Origin of the sequence: Bradyrhizobium vignae, assembly GCF_900324035.1 — a bacterium.
Taxonomy (GTDB): Bacteria; Pseudomonadota; Alphaproteobacteria; order Rhizobiales; family Xanthobacteraceae; genus Bradyrhizobium; species Bradyrhizobium vignae.
Genome location: NZ_LS398110.1, coordinates 5,811,824 through 5,831,321, shown reverse-complemented (window position 1 = coordinate 5,831,321; position 19,498 = coordinate 5,811,824). Strand labels below are relative to the sequence as shown.

Sequence of the window (19,498 nt, the reverse complement as noted above, 5' to 3'; positions counted from 1 at the left end):
ATTGAATCTTTTGTCTCAGATCGCCTTTTTCCAAACCAATCGGTTGAAAGTTGTTTTGCCGCTGCCATCGTCTCTAGGCGGAGTCACCAGTGACAACGTGTCTTCATTTATAGAGACATCTCGCTTGAGAATGGTCCCCGTTTCGTAGGGGAGGAGCGAATTGACAACGCGATGTGTGACGACACGTGCTGCTTCGTCTACTTCAAACGTGCCATAATAGGCATAGTATTCATCAAACCAAACCGCACGATCTGCGGCCGAAAGCTTATAGAAGTCGGCGTGAGAAATCTCACCCGCTGGCGCACCTGCTATCTGCACGCTCATCCAGCCGTTTTCGTTGTAATTGATCATCCCCTTGATGGGAGGATGCCTGCCAAACCAAGGAACAGTCTCGTTTCCCTTCACCGTTACCGCCTCGGTGAGTGACCACATTCCGATCAGTCGAGAGCGTAGCGAAAGCTGCTCTGCAGTCGCACGGGAAGCAACCAAAACCCCGAGTGAAGAAATGAGCAAAGTTCGGCGGTCCATCCGGGCCTCCCACATATCCGCAAAATTTGGCAGGTCTGCAATCCGTCTTGTTGTCATGGCAATCAAAGATAAATCATATAAAGCTTAGCTGACCGCAGGCATTCGATCAACTCTACTTCTGATTTAGGCCCGGAGAGGACATCGCGCGCCTTGGAGCTGAGCCGAGAAATCCGTATGCTTGGATCGACGCATTAGGCGCGGATGAGCAATGAAGCGGCGGCGGTTTGTTCTGGGACTTTCAACGTCAGTTATTTTGCCCACGCTTGCCAAGGCACAGCAGCGCAAAAGAAGGCCACGTCTCGGCGCTCTGATTACGATTGGCTCGGAGGCACAGGATCGGATTGCTGCATTGAATAGAGGGCTACGCGTACGCGGATGGACAGACGGGGAGAACCTCGAAATCGAGTATCATTGGGCAGATGGCAGCAAGCAGCGGATCGCGGAGATCGCGAACGTCTTGGTCAACTCTCGACCCGATCTCATTCTGGCCCATAGCTCGCCTTCGGTCCCTCCTCTTTTGCGCTTAACGCAAGACATTCCAATCGTTTTTGTTCAGGTCTCTGATCCGGTGGGACAAGGGTTCGTGAAAAATCTAACGCGACCCGGAGGCAATGTAACCGGGTTCGCCGCGTTCGAGTTTTCGGTCGCGGGAAAATGGGTCGAATTGCTTAAGGAGCTATCGCCGAACGTCGATAGGATCGGGATCCTCTACAATCCTACAACCACGCCATATGATCAGTATGTCGTGCACGGGAAGGCGGCGGCCGACGCTCTTGGGATCCCTCTAACGCAGGTTGAGGTGCGCGATAGAGGGGAAATCAATCTGATCCTTGGCAAGTTTGGCGAGCGTCCGGGCGGAGGCTTGGTCTTGCTTCCTGATCCATTCACATCGATCCATCGCGAAGCGATTGTCGATACCGCTGCGCGTCTTGGCGTATCGGCGATCTATCCTTATCGAGCCTACGTAGATTCAGGCGGATTGTGCTCGTATAGCTACGATGTGTCGGACCTGTTCTTCAGGTCCGCTACCTACGTCGACCGTATCCTGCGAGGCGAAAAGGCCGGAGACCTGCCAGTCCAGCTCGTGACGCGCTATCAACTTGTATTTAATCTCAAGACTGCAAAGAGGATGGGCCTTACGCTGCCGCCAACGCTACTCGCCCGCGCCGACGAGGTAATTGAGTAGAGACGCTTTGCCCAGCTCAAGCGCCTCTTGTTGGCCCATCTGCGAAGTTAAACCGCGTTCGACGGAAGTCCGCTCATCGCGGCAGGGCGGACTAGATTTGCTCAACTTGAGCTCTTCGCGTTTTGACCCGGTGCTGCCGAAATGCGATGATGCAGCAAACGGGCAGTTGTCGGGGGTACACCAGTGGCGCTAGCCGATCCGGGAGGACGGCACGTCACCCGGAACGGCCATGGCTGCCTTGGACCTATGTCGAAAATTGCCTATTCTCCACCCGAGGATATGCGATTGAGATTGGCAATGAAACGACGGGAACTCATTATTCTGGTTGGTGGGGCATTGGCGTGGCCTTTGGTGGCACGCGCTCAGCAAGGTAAGCGAATCGCTCGGATCGGCCTCTTCCTCCCACCGCTGCGAAATTTGGAGGTAGAAGCTTTCCTCGCGGGGCTTCGCGATCTCGGCTGGGTTGAGGGCGAGAACGTTCATGTCGAATATCGGGATGCCGACGGCGATAACGACCGGCTGCCCGCGCTGGCGACTGAACTGGTCGCCCTCGATGTCGACGTTCTCGTGACGGCTACAACTCCGGGGATTCTTGCTGCTCACCGGGCGACCACAAGGATTCCGACCGTAATGATCGTGGGTCCAGATCTGGTGACCTTGGGACTTGCAGCCAGCATGGCTCATCCGGGTGGCAACATAACGGGACAAACTCAATTCGTTACAGAAATAGCTGCCAAACGTTTAGAGATTCTCGCGAGTCTGGCCCCCTCGATGACCCGGGCAGGGGTGCTCCTGCAACGAGGGAACCCCCTCAACCATAGTGCAATGAGCGCCGTTGCGGCTGCAGCGCAGGCGTTGAAGGTTGAACTGCGACCGATCGAGGTCGACGTTCCCGGCACCCTGGAAAGCGCGCTGTCGGCCGTCGGCTCCACTTCCATGGACGGCCTCCTGATTACGGAAGCCAATGTGTTTGTAACCAACTCTTCCTTAGTCGCCGCGGTCGTTGACAAATGCCGTGTGCCATCGATTGCCGCGCCAATTCTCGCGTCTCGGGGGGCCGTCCCGGTGGGTTACGGGGTGGACTTCACCGCAATGTTTCGCCGCAGCGCTGTTTTCGTCGACAAGATATTGAAAGGCGCTAATCCGGCCGATATCCCGATCGAGCAACCGACAAAGCTCAAGACGGTCGTCAACCTGAAGACCGCGAAGATGCTCGGTGTCGAGATATCGCCGGCCGTACTACTGCGCGCCGACGAGATGATCGAATGAGCCAGCCGACTTCCGCTGGGGTGTCGGCTCCGGCCCAGTAGGGATAGTCATGAAGCGACGCGAGTTCATCGGATTGATCGGCGGCGCGTCGGTCACGTGGCCTGTTGCTGTGCGCGCGCAGGAACTGCCTATCATCGGGCTGCTCGGTGCCAATAGTTCATCGACGCAAGCCTCATGGACAGAAGCGTTCGTGGAGCGGCTGCATGAACTTGGCTGGATCGCGGGAAGTACCGTCGCAATCGAAGCTCGTTGGGCGGAAGGACGAAGCGAGCGCTATGTCGAAATAGCGGCAGAGTTCGTTCGGATGAAGGTTGCTGTCATCGTTACATCCGGGGGTTCAGCGGTGCTTGCGGCTAAGCGATCAACCTCAGACATTCCAATCATCTTCGCCACGGCGGGCGATCCGGTTGCCAATGGCCTCGTCGCGAGCCTGGCACGGCCGGGTGGCAACGCTACCGGCCTGTCGATCCAATCACCCGAACTTGCAGGTAAGCGGCTCGAACTTTTGCTCGAGCTTCTACCTGGCCTTCGGCGCTTTGCGTTCATGGTCAATGTTAATAATCCCTCGACACCGGCAGAGGTTTCTGAGGTTCAAGCCGCTGCCAGAAAGCTCGGCCTAGAGATCGACAAGCTCGAAATCCGGCGAGCCGAGGATATCCAACAAGTGCTTGCGAGTCTCAAGGACGACGTGAGTGCACTCTATGTGCAGCCGGAGCCGCTCACGACCAGCAACGGCCCTCAAATCGGAGCCTTGGCCCAGGCCGCGCGGCTTCCGACGATGTACGGGAATGATGCGAACGTCCGGGTTGGCGGCCTCATGTCCTATGCGCCGCGCTTCTCTGATCTATGGCGGCGCGCAGCTGACTATGTTGATAAGATTTTGCGCGGAGCAAAGCCAGCCGACCTGCCAGTCGAACAGCCGACCAAGTTCGATCTGGTCATCAATCTCAAGACCGCCAAAGCACTGGGAATCACGGTGCCCCTCGGACTGCTTGCCCGCGCCGACGAGGTAATCGAATAAAGGCGCCGTATGCTGCGGTGCATGAGTCTCTTATTGGCCCAACTCGGAAGTCCAGCAATGTCCGCTTTTGCGCCGCTGTTTGGGGCGAAGCGGACATCGTCGTGTTATCGGGTCCATCGGTGCGTACCCTACGTAGCGCCTCAATGAGATTTCCGCCTGCGTATCGGCACAGCATTGGCTGCTGTTTTTGGCTCACAATACGCCGCCCAGGCCTCCATAAGTGCGCATTCCGACGAAGTCGGCCGCGGATTCCGAGCGAAGCCGGCCGCCTGTACCGATTGAAGCCGGCCAGGGATTCCGATGATCCCGGCCGCCTACCGAGGCGGGCTCTCGCGACGACGTCGTCATCAGGTCAGTTGGCGGGCTCGTCGTCAAGCGTCTGACGCTTGGCGGCGGCTTTGCGTAGGCTCTCGCCCTTGAGGGTGAGCCTGTGGGCGTTGTGCACGAGGCGATCGAGGATAGCGTCGGCAATGGTTGGGTTGCCGATGAGCTCGTGCCAATGCTCGACCGGGAGCTGGCTTGTCACCACGGTCGAGCCGCGGCCATGGCGATCCTCCATCATCTCCAAGAGGTCGCGTTGCTGCTCGGCAGTCATCGGGGCAAGTCCCCAGTCGTCGAGGACCAGAAGCTCGACGCGCGCCAAGGTCCTGAGGAGGCGAGCATGGCGGCCGTCGCCCCGCGCGAGGGTGAGCGCCTCGAACAGCCGCGGCAGCCGTTGATAGAGCACGGAGCGGTTATCCCGGCAGGCCTTGTGGCCCAAGGCGCAAGCGATCCAGCTCTTGCCGACGCCGGTTGGGCCGATGATGAGCAGGTTCTGATGCCGGTCGATCCATTCGCCGGCGACGAGCTTTTGGAACAGCGGCTTGTCGAGCCCGCGCGGCGCCTTCATGTCGATGTCCTCGACGACGGCGTTCTGCCGGAGGCTGGCGAACCGCAACCGAGCGATGAGCCGCTTGTTCTCGCGTTCGGTCGCCTCACGGTCGACCAGCAGTGCGAGGCGCTCCTCGAAGGCCAGCGTGGCGATGTCGGGCTGTCGCTGCTGTTCGTCGAGGGCCTTCGCCATGCCGTTAAGCCCGAGTGCGACGAGGCGGTTGTGGGTTGGATGTGTCAACATCGTCTCTCCTTTCTTCAGTGGTAGTAATCGGTGCCGCGGATATTGCCGTGGCGGATCGGTGGGTCGTCCGGCGGCCTCTCGTTTGCGTAAGCGCGATCGAGCCCGTGCTGCAGGATCGACTGATCGAGCCGTAGGAGGTCGCGCCGATGTCGTTACCGCGCCGGCAGGCGGCCTCGATGCGGGCCGCGCCGTAACTGCGCGCGAGCCGCAGAATGCCGAGACAAGCCCGGAAGCCCTGCTCGGGATGTGGCTTGGCTTTCATGATCGCCTCGAGGAGAGCGATCGTGGCGGGGCCGATCTTGGCGGCTTCTCGTTTGATCCGTGCTGGCGTCCATTCGGCATAGCGCCGGTGCGCGCTCGGCATGTGCTCCGGGATCGTGGTGTGGCGATGGGGCACGTCAGAGCGGGCGTGGCTGGCGACCCGGACTCCCTTGTGCAGGATCTCGATCGTCCGGTCGGTAATGCGCGCCTCAAGCTCTTCGCGGATCAGACGCGAAGGCACCGAGTAGTAGTGACCGGCGATCTCGACGTGATAGTCCGGCGCGACGCGGCACTTCTTCCATTCGGCGTACTGATACGGCAGCGGCGGCAAGGCTTTGAGCGCCGTCTTGTCGATCTGTGCGAACAACTCGTTGCGGCTCACACCGAGCTTGCGCATGATCCTGGCGTTGAGGTCGGCAACCGCCTCGCGGATGGCCGCGTTGAGCTCGTCAAGCGAGAAGAAGCGCCGGTTGCGCAGCCGCGCCAGCACGAACCGCTGGACGATTTGCACCGCCACTTCCACCTTCGCCTTGTCGCGCGGCTTCCTCGGACGCGCGGGCAGGATCGCAGTGCGGTAATGCTCGGCCAGTTCCTGGTAGGTGCGATTGATGCCCGGTTCATAGCGGCAGGTGGCGGTGACGCCGGCCTTCAGATTGTCGCAGACGATCGCCTTCGGCACGCCGCCGATCATGCGCAGGGCATTGACATGTAACCCGATCCAGTCGGCCAGCCCTTCCGACCAGCGCGCCTCGGCAAAGGTGTAGTTGGATGCTCCCAGCACCGCGACGAAGACATGGGCCAGCCGCTGCGCGCCGGTCGCGGCATCGAACACCGGCACGGTATCGCCCGCGAAGTCGACGAACAGCTTCTCTCCGGGCCCGTGCACCTGCCGCATGGTCGGCGAGATCGTCTCGCTCCATTTCCGGTAGAGATCGCAGAACCGGCTGTAGCCATAGCCGTCGGCGTGCTCGGCGCGATATTCCTCCCACAGCAGGAGCAGCGTCACACCGCGCCGCTTCAGCTCCCGGTGCACCGCCGTCCAGTCGGGCAACGGCCGCGCAGGTTTCTCCTCGAACGTCGGCGGTGTGAACAGCCGGCGCTCGAGCTCGCCGTCGTCCATCCCTTCCGGCACCGGCCAGGTGATGCCGATCACCGCAGCCCGCCGCAGATACTCGCCAACCGTCGATCGGCTGATGCCGACGGTGACCGCGATCTGCCGTTCGCTCACGCCAAGGGCGTGCCGCAGTCTCAAGACTTCTCGAACCTTCCGCATCGGCGCTCTCTCGGCGGGCATCAGACCTCCCCTTGCTTGACCGCAAAGGAGGGCTGGTCCGCGATTCGGTCGCCGTCTTCGAGAGCGTCAGGCTGGTCTCAACAGGGTGGCCGGCTTCGATCGGAATGGGTGGCCGACTTCCGTCGGAATCGGTGGCCGGATTGCCTCGGAATCAGTGGCCGGCTTGCATCGGATTACGCACCATAAGCTTCCGGCGCTTGTCCAAAGCGTCGCTGCGCCTGTAAGCCTGCTCTGCTTTGTCGCCGATGACGTGCGCCAGCGCCGTTTCCACGATTTCGCGGGGGAAGCTCGAAACGTTGCCGGCCCAATCCCGAAAGCTCGAACGGAAACCGTGAACGGTGACGTCCCCGACCTTCGTCCGGCGCAACATCATGTCCATAGCCATGTTGGACAGAGGCCTGTTGCGCTTCTGCCCAGCAAAGACGAAGTCGCTGGTCTTTAGTTTTTCAAGCTGGCGGAGGATTGCCACGGCGCGCGAGGAAAGGGGGACGCGATGCTGCCTGCCAGCCTTCATTCGTTTCGCCGGCACCGTCCAGGTCTTCTTGTCGAAGTCGATTTCCGACCACAGCATTCCCAAGACCTCGCCCGAACGGGCAGCAGTGAGGATGCAAAATTCCAATGCGAGCGCTGCGGTGGCCTCTCGGAGCCTCAGATCGGCGATGAAGGCAGGCAACTGCTCATAGGCCATTGCCGGGTGATGGCCGCGCGCCAGCTTAGAAGGCTTGGGCAACAGGTGGTCCAGATGGCCCCGCCAGCGAGCCGGGTTCTCACCTTCGCGGAAGCCCTTTGCTTTGGCCGCATCCAGTACCTTCTCGATGCGACCCCGCACTCGTGAGGCGGTTTCGGCCTTGGTGGTCCAGATCGGCTTCAACGCCGCCAGCACGTCGTCGGTGCTGATGGTGTCCACCGGCTTGGCGCCAAGGATGCGGCGTAGGTTTCGAGCGTCGACTTCCATTGCGCCTTGTGCTTCTCATTGCGGAAGCCCGCCGACAGCGACCCGCGGACGCTATCCGCCATTTCCCCGAACGTGGGGACGCCATCCGAGCGCTTTCGCTCATCGATCGGGTTAAGTCCCCTGGCGATCAGCCTTCTCGCATCAGCAGCCTTCTCGCGGGCATCCACAAGCGGGACATTCACGGCGCTGCCAAGCCCCATCTCCTTCGCTCGACCACGCCAAGTGAAGCGCAGAATCCATTTGCGAGCGCCCGTAGGCCCGACGATCAGATAGAGGTTTCCCCCATCGCTGTATTTGCCCGCCTTCGCCGTTTCGACCTTCCGCGCTGTCAGATTGCCTGCCATCGCCGCCTCCCGTGGTCCCCAAACCGGTCCCCAAACCTAGCACGGCTTGGGACGAACAGGTACGGTCACTTGCGATCAATGGTGAGAGGAGGAGCCTTATTTCGCGGCCTAACTTGAAGCAGTGGCGGCGAGAGGCGAACGTCGGCGAGGCATAGTTCTGCGGACACTCTCTCCGCCATACAGCCCGAAAAGTCCTTAAATTTCATCACCTCACGAAAGTAGCTGTTTGGCGGCCCATACCCTGGCCCATACTTCCGATCACACGAGCAACGAGCCCTTTGCTTGCGTCTGGCGCCCGGTCGCTAATCATCCATCCCGATTGGACGTCGCAAGCCTCGAGCGTCACCTTCAGCGACGGCGCCGCAATCGCGTGATTGTAGAATTCCAGTGAGAGCTTCCTCGCCATGGACGTCGGCACCCCTCGGTTTGGTCCTAGCGCCAGCGCGCAACCCAGGTGCCGAGTAGGAACGCGACGAAGAGCGAAGACAACGGGGCCTGCACCGTCACCTTGCGCAGCCGTTCGGCCCAGCGCGGCGCCGCATCATTTGAGAGCCGACGCAGCGACCTAGGGTCTCGGCTGACTCGGTCTGGCCGGTCGGCCGCGGTGCGCCAATGGCGTCCTAATCATCGACCAAGCCAGATGCTGTCATCGCTGAACCTTCTTTCATCTCCATGCGGTCCTCCTATTCCGACCTCAGGCTGACTTCCGCTGCGGCTTGGCCGCGGGCTTCTTCGCCGCCGCCTCCTTGGGCTTCTTGCCCTCGATCGGCATCAGCATCTCCTTTTGGCCGCTCGACGCCTTGCGCGGCTTCTTGCCTGATTTTGCCGCCGCTTTAGTCGGCGCGGCCTCTTTGCCGACGGATCGACGGAGCGCTTCCATCAGGTCAACGACGTTGGTCGATGCGGGGCGCTCTTTCGGCGTGATTGGCTTGCCCGCGCGCTTCTGATTGATGAGGTCGATCAGCGCGGTCTCGTAGTGGTCCTCGAACTTTTCGGGCTCGAACCGCCCCGCCTTCTGATTGACGATGTGCCTGGCCAGATCGAGCATGTCTTTGGTGACCTTCACGTCCTGGATCTCGTCGAAATATTCCTGCTCGCTGCGCACCTCATAGGGATAGCGCAGCAGCGTGCCGACAAGACCCTTGTCGAGCGGCTCGAGCGCGATGATGTGCTCGCGGTTGGTCAGCACCACCCGGCCGATTGCGACCTTGTCCATCTCGCGGATGGTCTCGCGAATCACGGCGAAGGCGTCGTGACCCACCTTTCCGTCCGGACGCAGGTAGTACGGGCGGATCAGGTAGCGCGGGTCGATGTCGGGCTTGTCGACGAACTCGTCGATTTCGATGGTGCGCGTGGACTCAAGAGCGATCTCCTCGAGCTCATCTTTGGTGACCTCGATGTACTGGCCCTTGTCCAATTCGTATCCCTTGACGATGTCCTCGTTCGGCACCTCGTCGCCGGTGTCGGCGTCGACCTTCAGGTACTTAATGCGGTGGCCGGTCTGGCGGTTGAGCTGGTTGAAGCTGATCTTCTCTGACTCAGAGGTGGCCGGATAGAGCGCCACCGGGCACGTCACGAGCGACAAACGCAGGAAGCCTTTCCAGTTGGCACGGGGCGCCATGTACGCAGAACTCCGGTTCGAGACGGCCTGGATTCAAGACGAACGGCGGACCATGGTTCCGACAACGGCTGCTTCGCCATAAGGCCCAATTTTTCGGTCCGGGACTCGACTCCTTTGTTCTTGTTATGTTCTAATTGGACATGACCGATCGACCCGCGAGCTGGCGCATGCCGACCCCCAAGCAAATGGAAAAGATGGCAGCTCTCGTCCGCAAAAACGTGTCCCGGGAGCGAGGATTGGCTCCGGGCGATGATCTGCCGCCGGAATACTGGGAGGCCCTTCTGGCTGACCCCCGCGGCGATGCCAAGCCGGCGAGCCCCTCAGGAGGGACGCTGCGCTTGAGCCAAATTCCTCAACATATTCTGAGGGTGGGCTGCCGCCGCTGCGCCAGGGTCGTCGAGATCCAGAAGGCAGATGCCGCCCGTCTCTACGGTCCTGACGCGCTCTGGAAAAACGTCGGACAGCGGCTGTTGGACAATACCTGCACCCAGCGGACGGGGCGCCATGAGGAAGACGGCTGTTGGCCTGCGTTCGAGTAGTCATCACCGGTGCGTCCGGAACTGGATGCTGCCATGGCACCGAAACATCACCCGACTCCCGTCAGCGACGGCGACCGCAAGGCGCTCACCAAAGAGCTCGGCCGGGCACGTGCGATGACCACGATCCTCGCAGGACAGGCAGCTGAAGCCCGGGCCAAAGGCGAAGCTCTCATCCGTCAAGCCGACAAGTTGCTCTGCGAATCCTGGAATGAGCGCATGTGGGCCGATGGCGGCCCCATCGACCCATCACCGACGGTAGACCAAGCCATTAACGGGGGCTTCGCCTCGCTCGAGATCGAATGCCCGCGATGTAAGACCCGACGGGACGTCGACTTGGCGGCACTGCGTCATCCGCCGACCACATTTGTCCACGACTTGGCCAGCCGGCTCCGCTGCAGCAAATGTGCTAAGGCCGGGCGTCGGCCGTCTGCGACGCTGCTGCAATTGATATCGCGCCCCCGTCTGGCTGCTCCGGAGAGTTGATCGTGTGCAATCTCTACTCGATGACAAAAAACGTCGACGCGATCCGTCGTCTTTTCGGTGCCCTCAACAACCACGTCGGCAACCTGCCATCGATGCCAGGCATTTTTCCCGACTACCCCGCACCGATCGTGCGCAATGGTTCCGAGGGACGCGAGATCGTCATGGCACGCTGGGGCATGCCGAGCTCGCAGCGTGCCCTGATGGACGCGACGAAGAAGCGGGCTGAGAAATTGCAGGCCAAGGGCAAGTCCGTCGATTTCAATGAATTGCTCCGGATGGAGCCGGACGGTGGCACGACGAACATCAGGAATGTCAGCAGCGCTCACTGGAAGCGATGGCTCGGGCTGGAGCATCGTTGCCTGGTGCCATTCACGTCATTTTCCGAGTACGACACGATCGACGGCAAGAAAGTGCCGGTCTGGTTCGCGCCGGACGAGAGCCGCCCCCTGCTCGCGTTCGCAGGGCTCTGGACCAACTGGACCTGCGTTCGGAAGGCTAAAGAGGGCGAGGTGACCTGCGACGCGTTCGGCTTCCTGACCTGCGAGCCCAATGCCGAGGTGAAGCGTGTGCATCCCAAGGCCATGCCGGTGATCCTCACCACCACCGAGGAATACGACGTCTGGATGCGCGCCCCTTGGGACGAAGCCAAGGCGCTGCAGCGGCCGCTTCCGGACGCGGCGCTGAAGATCGTCGCCACCGGCGAGAAGGAAGACAAGGCGCTCGCCGCCTGAGCTTCAGCCGCTGTCATGCAGTCCTTCAGCTTCTCCACCACCGCCGAGCTATCCACCACCTTGCCATCGCGGCTAAGCGGCACGTACGCCGCCTTGCGCCCTTCGACATCTGTCACCTCGATCACTTGCGGCATGGTGTCGGGGTATTCGCCGGCGTGTTCGCGGGTCTCGACACGATAGCCCTCGAAGCGCATGTCGCTTCCGTCCATCGCGGGATCCTGCGGTCGCTTGTCGCGAGGCATCGGCGGTAAGTCCGGTTCGACCGAATTCCGGGGCGGAGAGCTCCACGAAGGCGCGCTGCTCTTGAGCAGGCGCCGCAGTTCGTCGACAGCCTCTCCGCCTCTCGCGAGCTCCTCGACCGCGGCGACCACCTGGTCGCGATCGAGCACGTCCAGAAGATCGTTGATGGTCCGCTCGCAGTCCCGCTCCCCCGGTTCCACGTAGCGCCCGAGGATCGCCTGAGCCCGCTCCACGGCTTCCAGTACCTGCTTCTCGGCGCTCATCAAACCCACTCCACGCAACTGACACTTCTCGATTCAATCAAGGCGCAGGCGGCTTGTTCCGAAGCCGTACAGCGGGGAACACGTGGAAAAGCGGCGTCCCCACGATATCGAATCCCAGGGCTGTGGTAGCAGCGCGGAACGCACCGACGCCCTCAAGGATTCGTCGAGGGCACCAGGAGAGAATTCGATGCTGATGTTCAAGGAGCGGAGACCGCCGATCCGGACGCTGCGCCGCTGGGCCATCTCCGTGCTGCAGGAGGCCGGCGCGATCTGCGAGTGCGCGGAGCACGGCTGGATGCAGGACCGCGCAGACCCGCACGCCCGCGAGCGCGCGCTCGATCTCGCCCGCCGGGATCCGCCGCCTGGGCTCCCCGGACGAAGTGCTAGTGGAGGTGCGCGACGTTCTGGACTCGATTGGCGATACTTGTCCCGAATGCCCGCCTGAATAGACCTCAGCGACCCAGACGCTTCTCGACGCGCTTCCTGGAGCTTCCGACCTTCTTTACGGCCTTCTTCACCGCCGAAGCGGAGCGACCCGTCTTCTTGGCTTCGTACCGCACCTCGTAATCCTGCCCGCCGGCCACCCGAGCCCGGTCCTGATTGCGCCCGCGCGCCGTCTTCTTCTTCGCCGTCGCCATCTGATGCTCCCGTTGTAGATCGATGAAGGTCCAACGCGCCATTGGATTCACGGGTTCCGGAACGAATGCTTCTGTGCCAGTTTGAATCACCGTTGGTATTGTGTGGAGCTCGTGAGTGGCGTTGCCGCGAGGAAAACCGGCGATCGGCGTCAAGGCGCCGTTCCCCGGCTTCGTCGAACCGGCCTTGGCATCCTCGATCGAGAAGGTGCCGTCCGGAGCGCGGTGGATTCACGAGATCAAATTCGACGGCTACCGCGTCCAGGTCCACCTGGCGAATCAGGCGATCACGATCTTCACCCGGCGCGGGCACGACTGGACGAAGCGCTTCCGCAAAGCGGCGGACGACGCCTGGCACATCAAGGCCGGATCGGCCATCATCGACGGCGAGATCGTCGTGCCGGCGGCGGACGGCAGCACCGACTTCTCCGTGTTGCAGAACGAGCTCAAGGGCTCCTCGAAGAGCATCGTCCTGGTGGCTTTCGATCTTCTCTACCTGAACGGCCGCGACATCCGGAAGGAGCCGCTGCTTCGCCGTAAGGCCGAGCTCAGGAAGATCATCGCCGGCAGCGACGTGCAATTCAGCGAAAGCTTTGAAATCGACGGGAAGGCGATGTTCGCGCACGCCTGCAAGCTCGGCCTCGAAGGTGTGGTCTCGAAGGTGCGCGACAGCGCCTATGCGAGCGGGCGCGGCAACGCCTGGGTCAAGAAGACGTGCACGCAGCGGGAGACGCTGGCGATCGCCGGCTTCGCCCTCGACGAGGGCAAGTGGGACGGCATCTACCTGGGCCGGCGCAAGGGCGGCGATCTGGTCTACGCGGGCAAGGTTGACCACGGCTTCGACAAGGTCTCCGCCGCCGACCTGCAGAAGCGACTGAAGCCCTTGATCCGGAAGACGCAGCCCTATGCCAAGCGGATCGCGCACAAGGGAATCTGGGTCGAGCCAAAGCTCCTCGCCGAGATCGAGTACCGGGCGAAGTCTGCCGAAGGCAAGGTCCGGCACCCGTTGTTCAAGGGACTGCGCGAAGACCTTTGAGGTGGCCCCGTGCGGCTGAACTATCGGCGGGAACAAGCGTTTAGCGACATCATGTCAGACGCATTCGACTATTTCCGAGCCTACGCCATCCGAGCTCTTTGCAAGGCCCGATCGATGCCGCGAGGTAAATTGAAGCGCCTGCAACTGGTGGCGGCACGAATCTATAACCTCCTCAAGAAGGAGGCGGCGTATGGCCCGAACACGCAGCACCTGGAAGACTTCCGGGCAGCGCAGAAACTAGAAAGATCTCTGGATGGTCGCCCGAATGAGCCGGCCCCTCGAACTCGCTTTGCCACAACGAGTCCTCATCGCGCAGAGCAGGAGGTTCATTGAGTGGCCTCCCTCGACGCTCGCGCCGTAGCAAGTCTCCTGCGGGAATATGCGCAGCGCACCGCCTTGGGTGGCGGCAACCCCTACCGTGCAAAAGCCTACTCTCGGGCCGCCGACAGCTTGGCGGCCCTAGCCGTTCCTCTTGACGTGCTCGTCGCCGAAGATCGACTTACTGAGATCCCAGGCGTCGGCGATGCTATTGCCGACATCATCACCAAGGTTCACAAGACGGGCAGTCATCCCAGCCTCGAAAAGCTGCGGAAGGAGATTCCCGCGGGCGTGCTCGAGATGCTCGCCGTGCCCGGCCTTCGTCCGGAGAAGGTGCTGCGCCTGTACAAGGATCTCGGCATCGGCTCGCTCGCGGATTTGGAGGCCGCCGCCAAGGACGATCGCATCAAAAAGGCCAAAGGACTCGGTGCCGCGCTCCAGACCAAGATCCTGCAGAACTTGGCGATCGCCAAAAGCGGAGAAAGCCGCCTGCATCTGCATCGTGCCGCAGCCCTGCTGGCACACGCGAAGGAATCCATCCGGAAGGCCCGGCCCGAGCTCAAGCGGGTGACGATCGCCGGCGATTTCCGTCGGGGCTGCGAGCTCGTCGGCGACCTCGCGATCGTTGCGGAGGCTGCCAAGTCAGACAGGACCGCGATGCCATCGGCCGAAGGGCTGCAAGTCCGAGTGTCCGACCGCAAGCATTTCGGCGCCACCCTTCTCTTCGCCACCGGCTCCCCCGCCCACATCAAGCAGCTACAAGCGTTGGCAGCAGAGAGGGACCTTCGCTTGGACGCTAACGGTCTGCACAAGGGCCGCACGCTGGTCGCCGGCGAGGAGGCCGACATCTACCAGGCTCTCGGACTGCCCTTCATCGATCCCGAGCTCCGGGAGGGCCGCGGCGAGGTCGAGCTGGCTCTGAAGGGCAAGCTGCTGAAGCTCGTCACCGACAAGGACCTGCACGGCATCCTTCACTGCCACACCGATGCCTCCGACGGCACCGAGACGCTCGAGACCATGGCTAAGGCCACGCGCCAGCGGGGCTTTGAGTATTTCGGCGTGGCCGACCATTCCAAGTCCGCCCACTATGCCGGCGGCCTCTCCGTCGAGGGCATCGCGCAGCAGCACCGGGAAGCCGACCGCCTGAACAAGCGGTTCGGCAAGGATTTCCGGATCCTGAAAGGCATCGAGTCCGACATTCTGGCGGACGGCTCGCTCGACTACGAAGACGAGGTGCTTGAACGTTTTGACTTCGTCGTCGCCAGCATCCACGGCCGCTTCAAGCTGGATCGGAAGGCCCAGACGCAGCGACTGCTTCGGGCCGTTTCCAATCCCCACACAACCATCATCGGCCATATGACCGGGCGACAGCTGCAGCGACGGCCGGGCTACGAAATCGACGTGGAGAAGGTGCTGCGGGCCTGCGCCAAGCATGACGTCGTCGTGGAGATCAACGCGCACCCATGGCGTCTCGACCTGGATTGGCGCTGGCACCAGGCCGCCCTCGAACTCGGCTGCATGCTGAGCATCAATCCGGACGCGCACTCGATCTCCGAGCTCGACCACATGCACTGGGGCGTCGTGATGGCCCGCAAGGGCGGTGTCCCTGCCGAACGGGTCCTGAACGCGATGCCGCTTGCGGAGATCACGCGCTATCTGCGCCAGAAGCGGCGCTCGCTCGCCCGCGCCGCCTGATGCCGCTCGGGCACGATATGGCGCTCGAGGGGACAGTCGTGGCGGTCGCCGCCGACCGTGGGCACCATTTCAGCAAACCGATCCAGGACCGCATAGCTCTGGTGGAAGGCTATGGCGTCGAAGGGGACGCCCACGCCGGCGCGTTGGTCAGGCACCGCTCTCTCGCCCGTCGTCAGCCGCACCTTCCCAATCTGCGGCAGGTTCACCTGATCCCATCCGAGCTCTTTGCGACGCTCTCGGGTGCCGGCTTCTCAGTTGCAGCGGGAGAGCTCGGTGAGAACATCACCACCGCCGGCTTGGACCTAGAACGGATGCCGCTCGGGACGCTAATCGAGCTCGGGCCGGCCGCGGTCGTTGAGCTAACCGGCCTCCGGACGCCCTGCGTCCTCATCGACCGCTTCCGAGCCGGCCTTAAGCGGCAGGTGCTCTCGTCGGCGGAAAGGGGCCCTCCATACAAATCCGGTGTGTTGGGCGTGGTACGGACCGGCGGGACGGTCGCGGCTGGCGATGCCGCGCGGGTTCGCCTTCCGCTCTCCTCGTTTCGGGCCTTGCCAGCTCTTTAGAAAGATCCGGTCATGCCCCGAAAATCGACCCTGCCTCACCGCCTGCAGCCCATGCTGGCCACGCTGACCGATTCACCGTTCGACGATCCCAACGGGGTCTTCGAGGACAAATACGATGGTTTCCGCATGGTCGCGGAAATCCGGCGTGGCGGGGTCGCGCTCTACAACCGCAACGGGAAAATCATCAGCCACTCCTATGTCGAGGTCGCGAAAGCCCTTGAGGGCGTGACGGCGGATGCCGTGATCGACGGCGAGCTCGTCGCGATCGGGAAGGACGGCGTATCCCATTTCCAGTTGCTTCAAAATGCCCTGCGCCACGAGGCTAAGCTTTTGTACTGCGCGTTCGACCTGATGTTCGCAAATGGTGAGGACCTGCGCGCGCTGCCGCTCCTCGAGCGCAAGAAGCGGCTCAAGACCATCTTGCCGCGCCACAAGCTGATCGCGTTCAGCAACCACCGCAAGGTAAGGGAACAAAGTTCTTCGCAGAAGCCGAGCAGAGACATCTCGAAGGCATCATGGCCAAGCGCGCCGACAGCCCGTACGCGTCCGGACGCCGGACCGCCGATTGGCTGAAGGTAAAGACCGCGCAGCGGCAGGAGGTCGTGATCGCCGGCTTCACCGCCCCGAGGCGAGCCCGGCCTTTCTTCGGCGCGCTCGTGCTGGCAGTACGCGAAGGGGATGCATGGCGGTACATCGGCCATGTCGGCACCGGCTTCAGCCACCAGGTTCTCGAAGAGCTTCACGGCAAACTCATGAAGCTCCAGACAGCCAAGTCGCCCTTCACTGCAAAGGTAAAGGACGAGCGGGTCACGACCTGGGTGCGTCCTTCGTTGGTCGCAGAAGTGAAGTTCGCGGAGTGGACCAGCAAGGGCGAACTGCGCCAGCCTGTCTATCTCGGCCTGCGCTCCGACAAGAACCCGAAGGACGTCGTTCGCGAAAGGAGCCGGTCGCGAAATTAATGCCGCCCAGACGAAGCGTACGACTGAGAGTTCAGCCGGCGGTGCGCTCGGATGCCGAAGGCCACGGCGGCAGTGACGGTAGCCCGAGAGCCTTACGTACAGGTCCGAACGATCGCCGGTGAGCGGCGCATGCGCCGAGCCTGGCGAGTGCGTCGTAATGAGCCGGCACCGGGTAGCCCTTGTGATCGGCGAAGCCATAGCCGGGGTAACGCAGGTCGAGCGTCCGCATGACTCTGTCCCGCTCGACCTTCGCCAGGATAGAGGCGGCGGCGATGCTGGCGGACTTGGCGTCGCCTTTGATGATGGCCTGCTGAGGGATGTCGATTTCCTTCAACCGCTTCGCATCGATCAGCAAGTGCTGCGGCGTCAACCCCAGTCCCCAGACCGCACGCTGCATAGCTTGGATCCCCGCCCAATAGATATTGATCGCGTCGATCTCCTCGACTTCGACAAACGCCACAGACCAACTCTCTGCTTTTTCCTTGATCTCCTTGGCGAGTTCATCGCGAGCCGCAGCGTCGAGTTTTTTCGAGTCGTCGATGCCGACTATCCGTGTGCCTGGTTTCAGGATCACGGCACCGGCGGAGACCGGCCCGGCGAGAGGGCTCATTCCGGCCTCGTCCACGCCTGCCACGGCATAATGACCGCTTTCCCAGAGAGCGGTCTCGAAGCGGAGCATCTTGCGGAGGCGCTGCCCTTCGGAGCGATTTTCAAAGCGGCGTTTATCGATTGCGGCAAGGATGGCGCGAGCTCCCGCGCGGGTGTCGGCCCGTAAGATCTGCTCGACGTTGGCCTCCAGCGGTCTTCTCTCGATGACATAGCGCTGACGCAATGCATCGAGCGAATATTGGGACATAGCGGCCTCGCACACACTGACTGAGACCGCATGTCGGTGAAGTTTGTGGCGATTGTCTGAAGTCGAGCCATGCCATCTCTCACCGACCGGGTGCTTTACCGAAGGAACCGGCCTTCCGTCGCTGACACCGAGTTACACGTCGCTCCACCGACCTAAAACGGAACCAACCGGCGTCGTCATCCCTTGTGAAAGAGCGGAGCCTCGATCCCGGAGTGCTTCCGAGGGGACCGGCCCATGCTCCGACAGACCAGCAACGAAGACCAGATCCTGGACCGCACCGCCGAGGTCGCGGCGACCATTGCGGAAGAAGGCCTTCGTTACGTCAGCGACTCCACGCCCGGTTACACCCGCAAGCGGACGGGGACTACCTTCAGTTACTACGACAAGGACGGCAAGCGCATTACCGATGCCGCCGTCATCCGGCGCATCAAGTCCATCGGTATCCCGCCGGCCTATGAATCCGTCTGGATCTGCCCTTTGGCGAATGGCCACATCCAGGCGACTGGGCTCGATGCTCGGGGGCGCAAGCAGTACCGCTACCACGCAAAATGGCGTGAGCTGCGCGACCAGAACAAGTACGAACACATCGTCCAGTTCGCAGCCGCGCTGCCCGCGCTGCGCGACCGTGTCGCGGCCGACATGAGGCTGGAAGGGCTACCTCGCGAGAAGGTGCTGGCCACGATCGTCAGTCTTCTGGAGAAGACTTTGATCCGGGTCGGCAATGCCGAGTATGCCGAGAAAAACAAGTCCTACGGGCTCACCACGATGAGACGAAAGCACGTTGCGGTGGGCCGCGGCGTCCTTCGGTTCGACTTCACCGGCAAGTCGGGCAAACAGTGGAAACTCCGCGTCGAGGACAAGCGGATTGCCGCCATCGTGAAGCGCTGCGCGGAGATACCAGGACATGAGCTCTTCAAGTACCTGGACGACGACGGGCAGCCGCGCACTGTGGATTCAGGCGATGTCAATGCCTACATCAAGGACATCACAGGCCAGGACTTCAGCGCAAAGGATTTCCGGACTTGGGCCGGGACGGTTCTGGCGGCGTTGGCGCTGACCGAGTTCATGAAGTACGACAGCCAGGCCGAGGCGAAGCGCAACGTCGTCGCCGCGATCGAGCGCGTCTCCAAGCAGCTCGGCAACACGCCCGCAATCTGCCGCAAGTGCTACGTGCACCCTGAAGTCTTGAACGCCTACATGTCCGGCGACCTGGTGAGGATGATCGAAGCCAAAATCGCGCAGAAGTTCAAGCGGCAGTATGCCAAGCTCACCTCCGACGAGATCATGGTACTGGCATTTCTCCGCAAGCGTCTCGATTCACTAAAGGACTCAGCCTAGGGCTCTCGTCTGAGCGGCAAGGTGCGGCCGGTCATCTGGTCTAATCGATCGACAGCGGAATGATGCCGGACCAGAAGGAATCGCGCCACAACGACGCTGGTGGGGCCGGGACGGACAAAGCCTTCGATGCCGAGCAGTCCCTGATGCTGCGGCGGCGCCCAACCCTGTTCGGTCGCGGCCGCTTCGCTTAAGGCCAGAAAACTTTCGGATCAGCCCTTTCTCCACCTCGCCAACGAAAAGATTGTCGAT

At 61.9% G+C, this 19,498-nt stretch carries 17 protein-coding genes and 3 pseudogenes; 12 read left to right on the top strand and 8 right to left on the bottom strand.

Going from position 1 to position 19,498, the window contains the following annotated elements; genetic code table 11:
* Nucleotides 1-15: 15 nt before the first annotated feature.
* Entirely contained in the window at nt 16-528 is a 513-nt protein-coding gene (locus BRAD3257_RS28375; protein ID WP_160118862.1) for a lipocalin-like domain-containing protein, read from the bottom strand.
* Nucleotides 529-736: 208 nt separating this feature from the next.
* On the opposite strand from BRAD3257_RS28375, the gene BRAD3257_RS28370 reads away from it, so the two are divergent.
* From BRAD3257_RS28370 to BRAD3257_RS28360, 3 genes are all read left to right on the top strand, one after another.
* Nucleotides 737-1,714: an ABC transporter substrate-binding protein gene (locus BRAD3257_RS28370; protein WP_122404613.1), complete on the top strand. Its 978-nt coding sequence runs from the start codon at nt 737-739 to the stop codon at nt 1,712-1,714.
* Nucleotides 1,715-2,011: 297 nt separating this feature from the next.
* Nucleotides 2,012-2,983 (top strand): ABC transporter substrate-binding protein, encoded by a 972-nt coding sequence (locus BRAD3257_RS28365; RefSeq protein WP_122404612.1) that lies wholly within the window; start codon nt 2,012-2,014, stop codon nt 2,981-2,983.
* 49 nt (nt 2,984-3,032) lie between these two features.
* Entirely contained in the window at nt 3,033-4,004 is a 972-nt protein-coding gene (locus tag BRAD3257_RS28360; protein WP_122404611.1) for an ABC transporter substrate-binding protein, read from the top strand.
* Nucleotides 4,005-4,356: 352 nt separating this feature from the next.
* On the opposite strand, the gene istB is transcribed toward BRAD3257_RS28360, so the two are convergent.
* The 5 genes and pseudogenes from istB to ku all read right to left on the bottom strand — a co-directional run bounded on the left by istB (nt 4,357) and on the right by ku (nt 9,593).
* Entirely contained in the window at nt 4,357-5,118 is a 762-nt protein-coding gene (istB, locus tag BRAD3257_RS28355; RefSeq protein ID WP_122404610.1) for an IS21-like element helper ATPase IstB, read from the bottom strand.
* 14 nt (nt 5,119-5,132) lie between these two features.
* Nucleotides 5,133-6,673 (bottom strand): annotated as a pseudogene (gene istA / locus BRAD3257_RS28350) (IS21 family transposase).
* A gap of 151 nt (nt 6,674-6,824) precedes the next feature.
* A complete protein-coding gene (locus tag BRAD3257_RS28345) occupies nt 6,825-7,580 on the bottom strand; it encodes a tyrosine-type recombinase/integrase (protein WP_347338403.1) in 756 nt (251 codons plus the stop codon).
* Nucleotides 7,541-7,972, bottom strand: a complete 432-nt coding sequence (locus BRAD3257_RS42030) for an Arm DNA-binding domain-containing protein (protein WP_347338402.1) — start codon at nt 7,970-7,972, stop codon at nt 7,541-7,543. Before BRAD3257_RS42030 ends, BRAD3257_RS28345 begins: the two co-directional genes overlap by 40 nt.
* Before the next feature lie 694 nt (nt 7,973-8,666).
* Nucleotides 8,667-9,593, bottom strand: coding sequence for a non-homologous end joining protein Ku (gene ku, locus BRAD3257_RS28335; RefSeq protein WP_122404608.1), 927 nt, complete (start codon nt 9,591-9,593; stop codon nt 8,667-8,669).
* Nucleotides 9,594-9,733: 140 nt separating this feature from the next.
* On the opposite strand from ku, the gene BRAD3257_RS28330 reads away from it, so the two are divergent.
* The 4 genes and pseudogenes from BRAD3257_RS28330 to BRAD3257_RS41260 all read left to right on the top strand — a co-directional run bounded on the left by BRAD3257_RS28330 (nt 9,734) and on the right by BRAD3257_RS41260 (nt 12,298).
* Nucleotides 9,734-10,132: a hypothetical protein gene (locus BRAD3257_RS28330; protein WP_122404607.1), complete on the top strand. Its 399-nt coding sequence runs from the start codon at nt 9,734-9,736 to the stop codon at nt 10,130-10,132.
* A 33-nt stretch (nt 10,133-10,165) separates the two neighbouring features.
* Nucleotides 10,166-10,615 (top strand): zinc ribbon domain-containing protein, encoded by a 450-nt coding sequence (locus tag BRAD3257_RS28325; RefSeq protein WP_122404606.1) that lies wholly within the window; start codon nt 10,166-10,168, stop codon nt 10,613-10,615.
* Nucleotides 10,616-10,617: 2 nt separating this feature from the next.
* Nucleotides 10,618-11,346: an SOS response-associated peptidase gene (locus BRAD3257_RS28320; RefSeq protein WP_122406801.1), complete on the top strand. Its 729-nt coding sequence runs from the start codon at nt 10,618-10,620 to the stop codon at nt 11,344-11,346.
* Between the two features lie 690 nt (nt 11,347-12,036).
* A pseudogene (locus tag BRAD3257_RS41260) lies at nt 12,037-12,298 on the top strand (hypothetical protein).
* Between the two features lie 3 nt (nt 12,299-12,301).
* Here BRAD3257_RS41260 and BRAD3257_RS28310 read toward each other — a convergent pair.
* Nucleotides 12,302-12,487, bottom strand: a complete 186-nt coding sequence (locus BRAD3257_RS28310; protein ID WP_122406800.1) for a DUF3606 domain-containing protein — start codon at nt 12,485-12,487, stop codon at nt 12,302-12,304.
* A gap of 115 nt (nt 12,488-12,602) precedes the next feature.
* On the opposite strand from BRAD3257_RS28310, the gene ligD (BRAD3257_RS28305) reads away from it, so the two are divergent.
* The 4 genes and pseudogenes from ligD (BRAD3257_RS28305) (at nt 12,603) to ligD (BRAD3257_RS28285) (ending at nt 17,055) form a co-directional block, all read left to right on the top strand.
* Nucleotides 12,603-13,520 (top strand): non-homologous end-joining DNA ligase, encoded by a 918-nt coding sequence (ligD, locus tag BRAD3257_RS28305; RefSeq protein ID WP_122404605.1) that lies wholly within the window; start codon nt 12,603-12,605, stop codon nt 13,518-13,520.
* Nucleotides 13,521-13,853: 333 nt separating this feature from the next.
* A complete protein-coding gene (locus BRAD3257_RS28295) occupies nt 13,854-15,533 on the top strand; it encodes a DNA polymerase/3'-5' exonuclease PolX (RefSeq protein WP_122404603.1) in 1,680 nt (559 codons plus the stop codon).
* The gene (locus tag BRAD3257_RS28290; protein WP_122404602.1) at nt 15,533-16,096 is read left to right on the top strand and encodes an MOSC domain-containing protein; all 564 of its coding nucleotides are present in this window, start codon (nt 15,533-15,535) and stop codon (nt 16,094-16,096) included. Before BRAD3257_RS28295 ends, BRAD3257_RS28290 begins: the two co-directional genes overlap by 1 nt.
* Nucleotides 16,097-16,108: 12 nt before the next feature.
* A pseudogene (ligD, locus tag BRAD3257_RS28285) lies at nt 16,109-17,055 on the top strand (non-homologous end-joining DNA ligase).
* Nucleotides 17,056-17,086: 31 nt separating this feature from the next.
* Here ligD (BRAD3257_RS28285) and rnhB read toward each other — a convergent pair.
* Nucleotides 17,087-17,911: a ribonuclease HII gene (gene rnhB, locus BRAD3257_RS28280; protein WP_122404601.1), complete on the bottom strand. Its 825-nt coding sequence runs from the start codon at nt 17,909-17,911 to the stop codon at nt 17,087-17,089.
* Between the two features lie 234 nt (nt 17,912-18,145).
* On the opposite strand from rnhB, the gene BRAD3257_RS28275 reads away from it, so the two are divergent.
* A complete protein-coding gene (locus tag BRAD3257_RS28275; protein WP_122404600.1) occupies nt 18,146-19,249 on the top strand; it encodes a DNA topoisomerase IB in 1,104 nt (367 codons plus the stop codon).
* Nucleotides 19,250-19,498 lie beyond the last annotated feature (249 nt).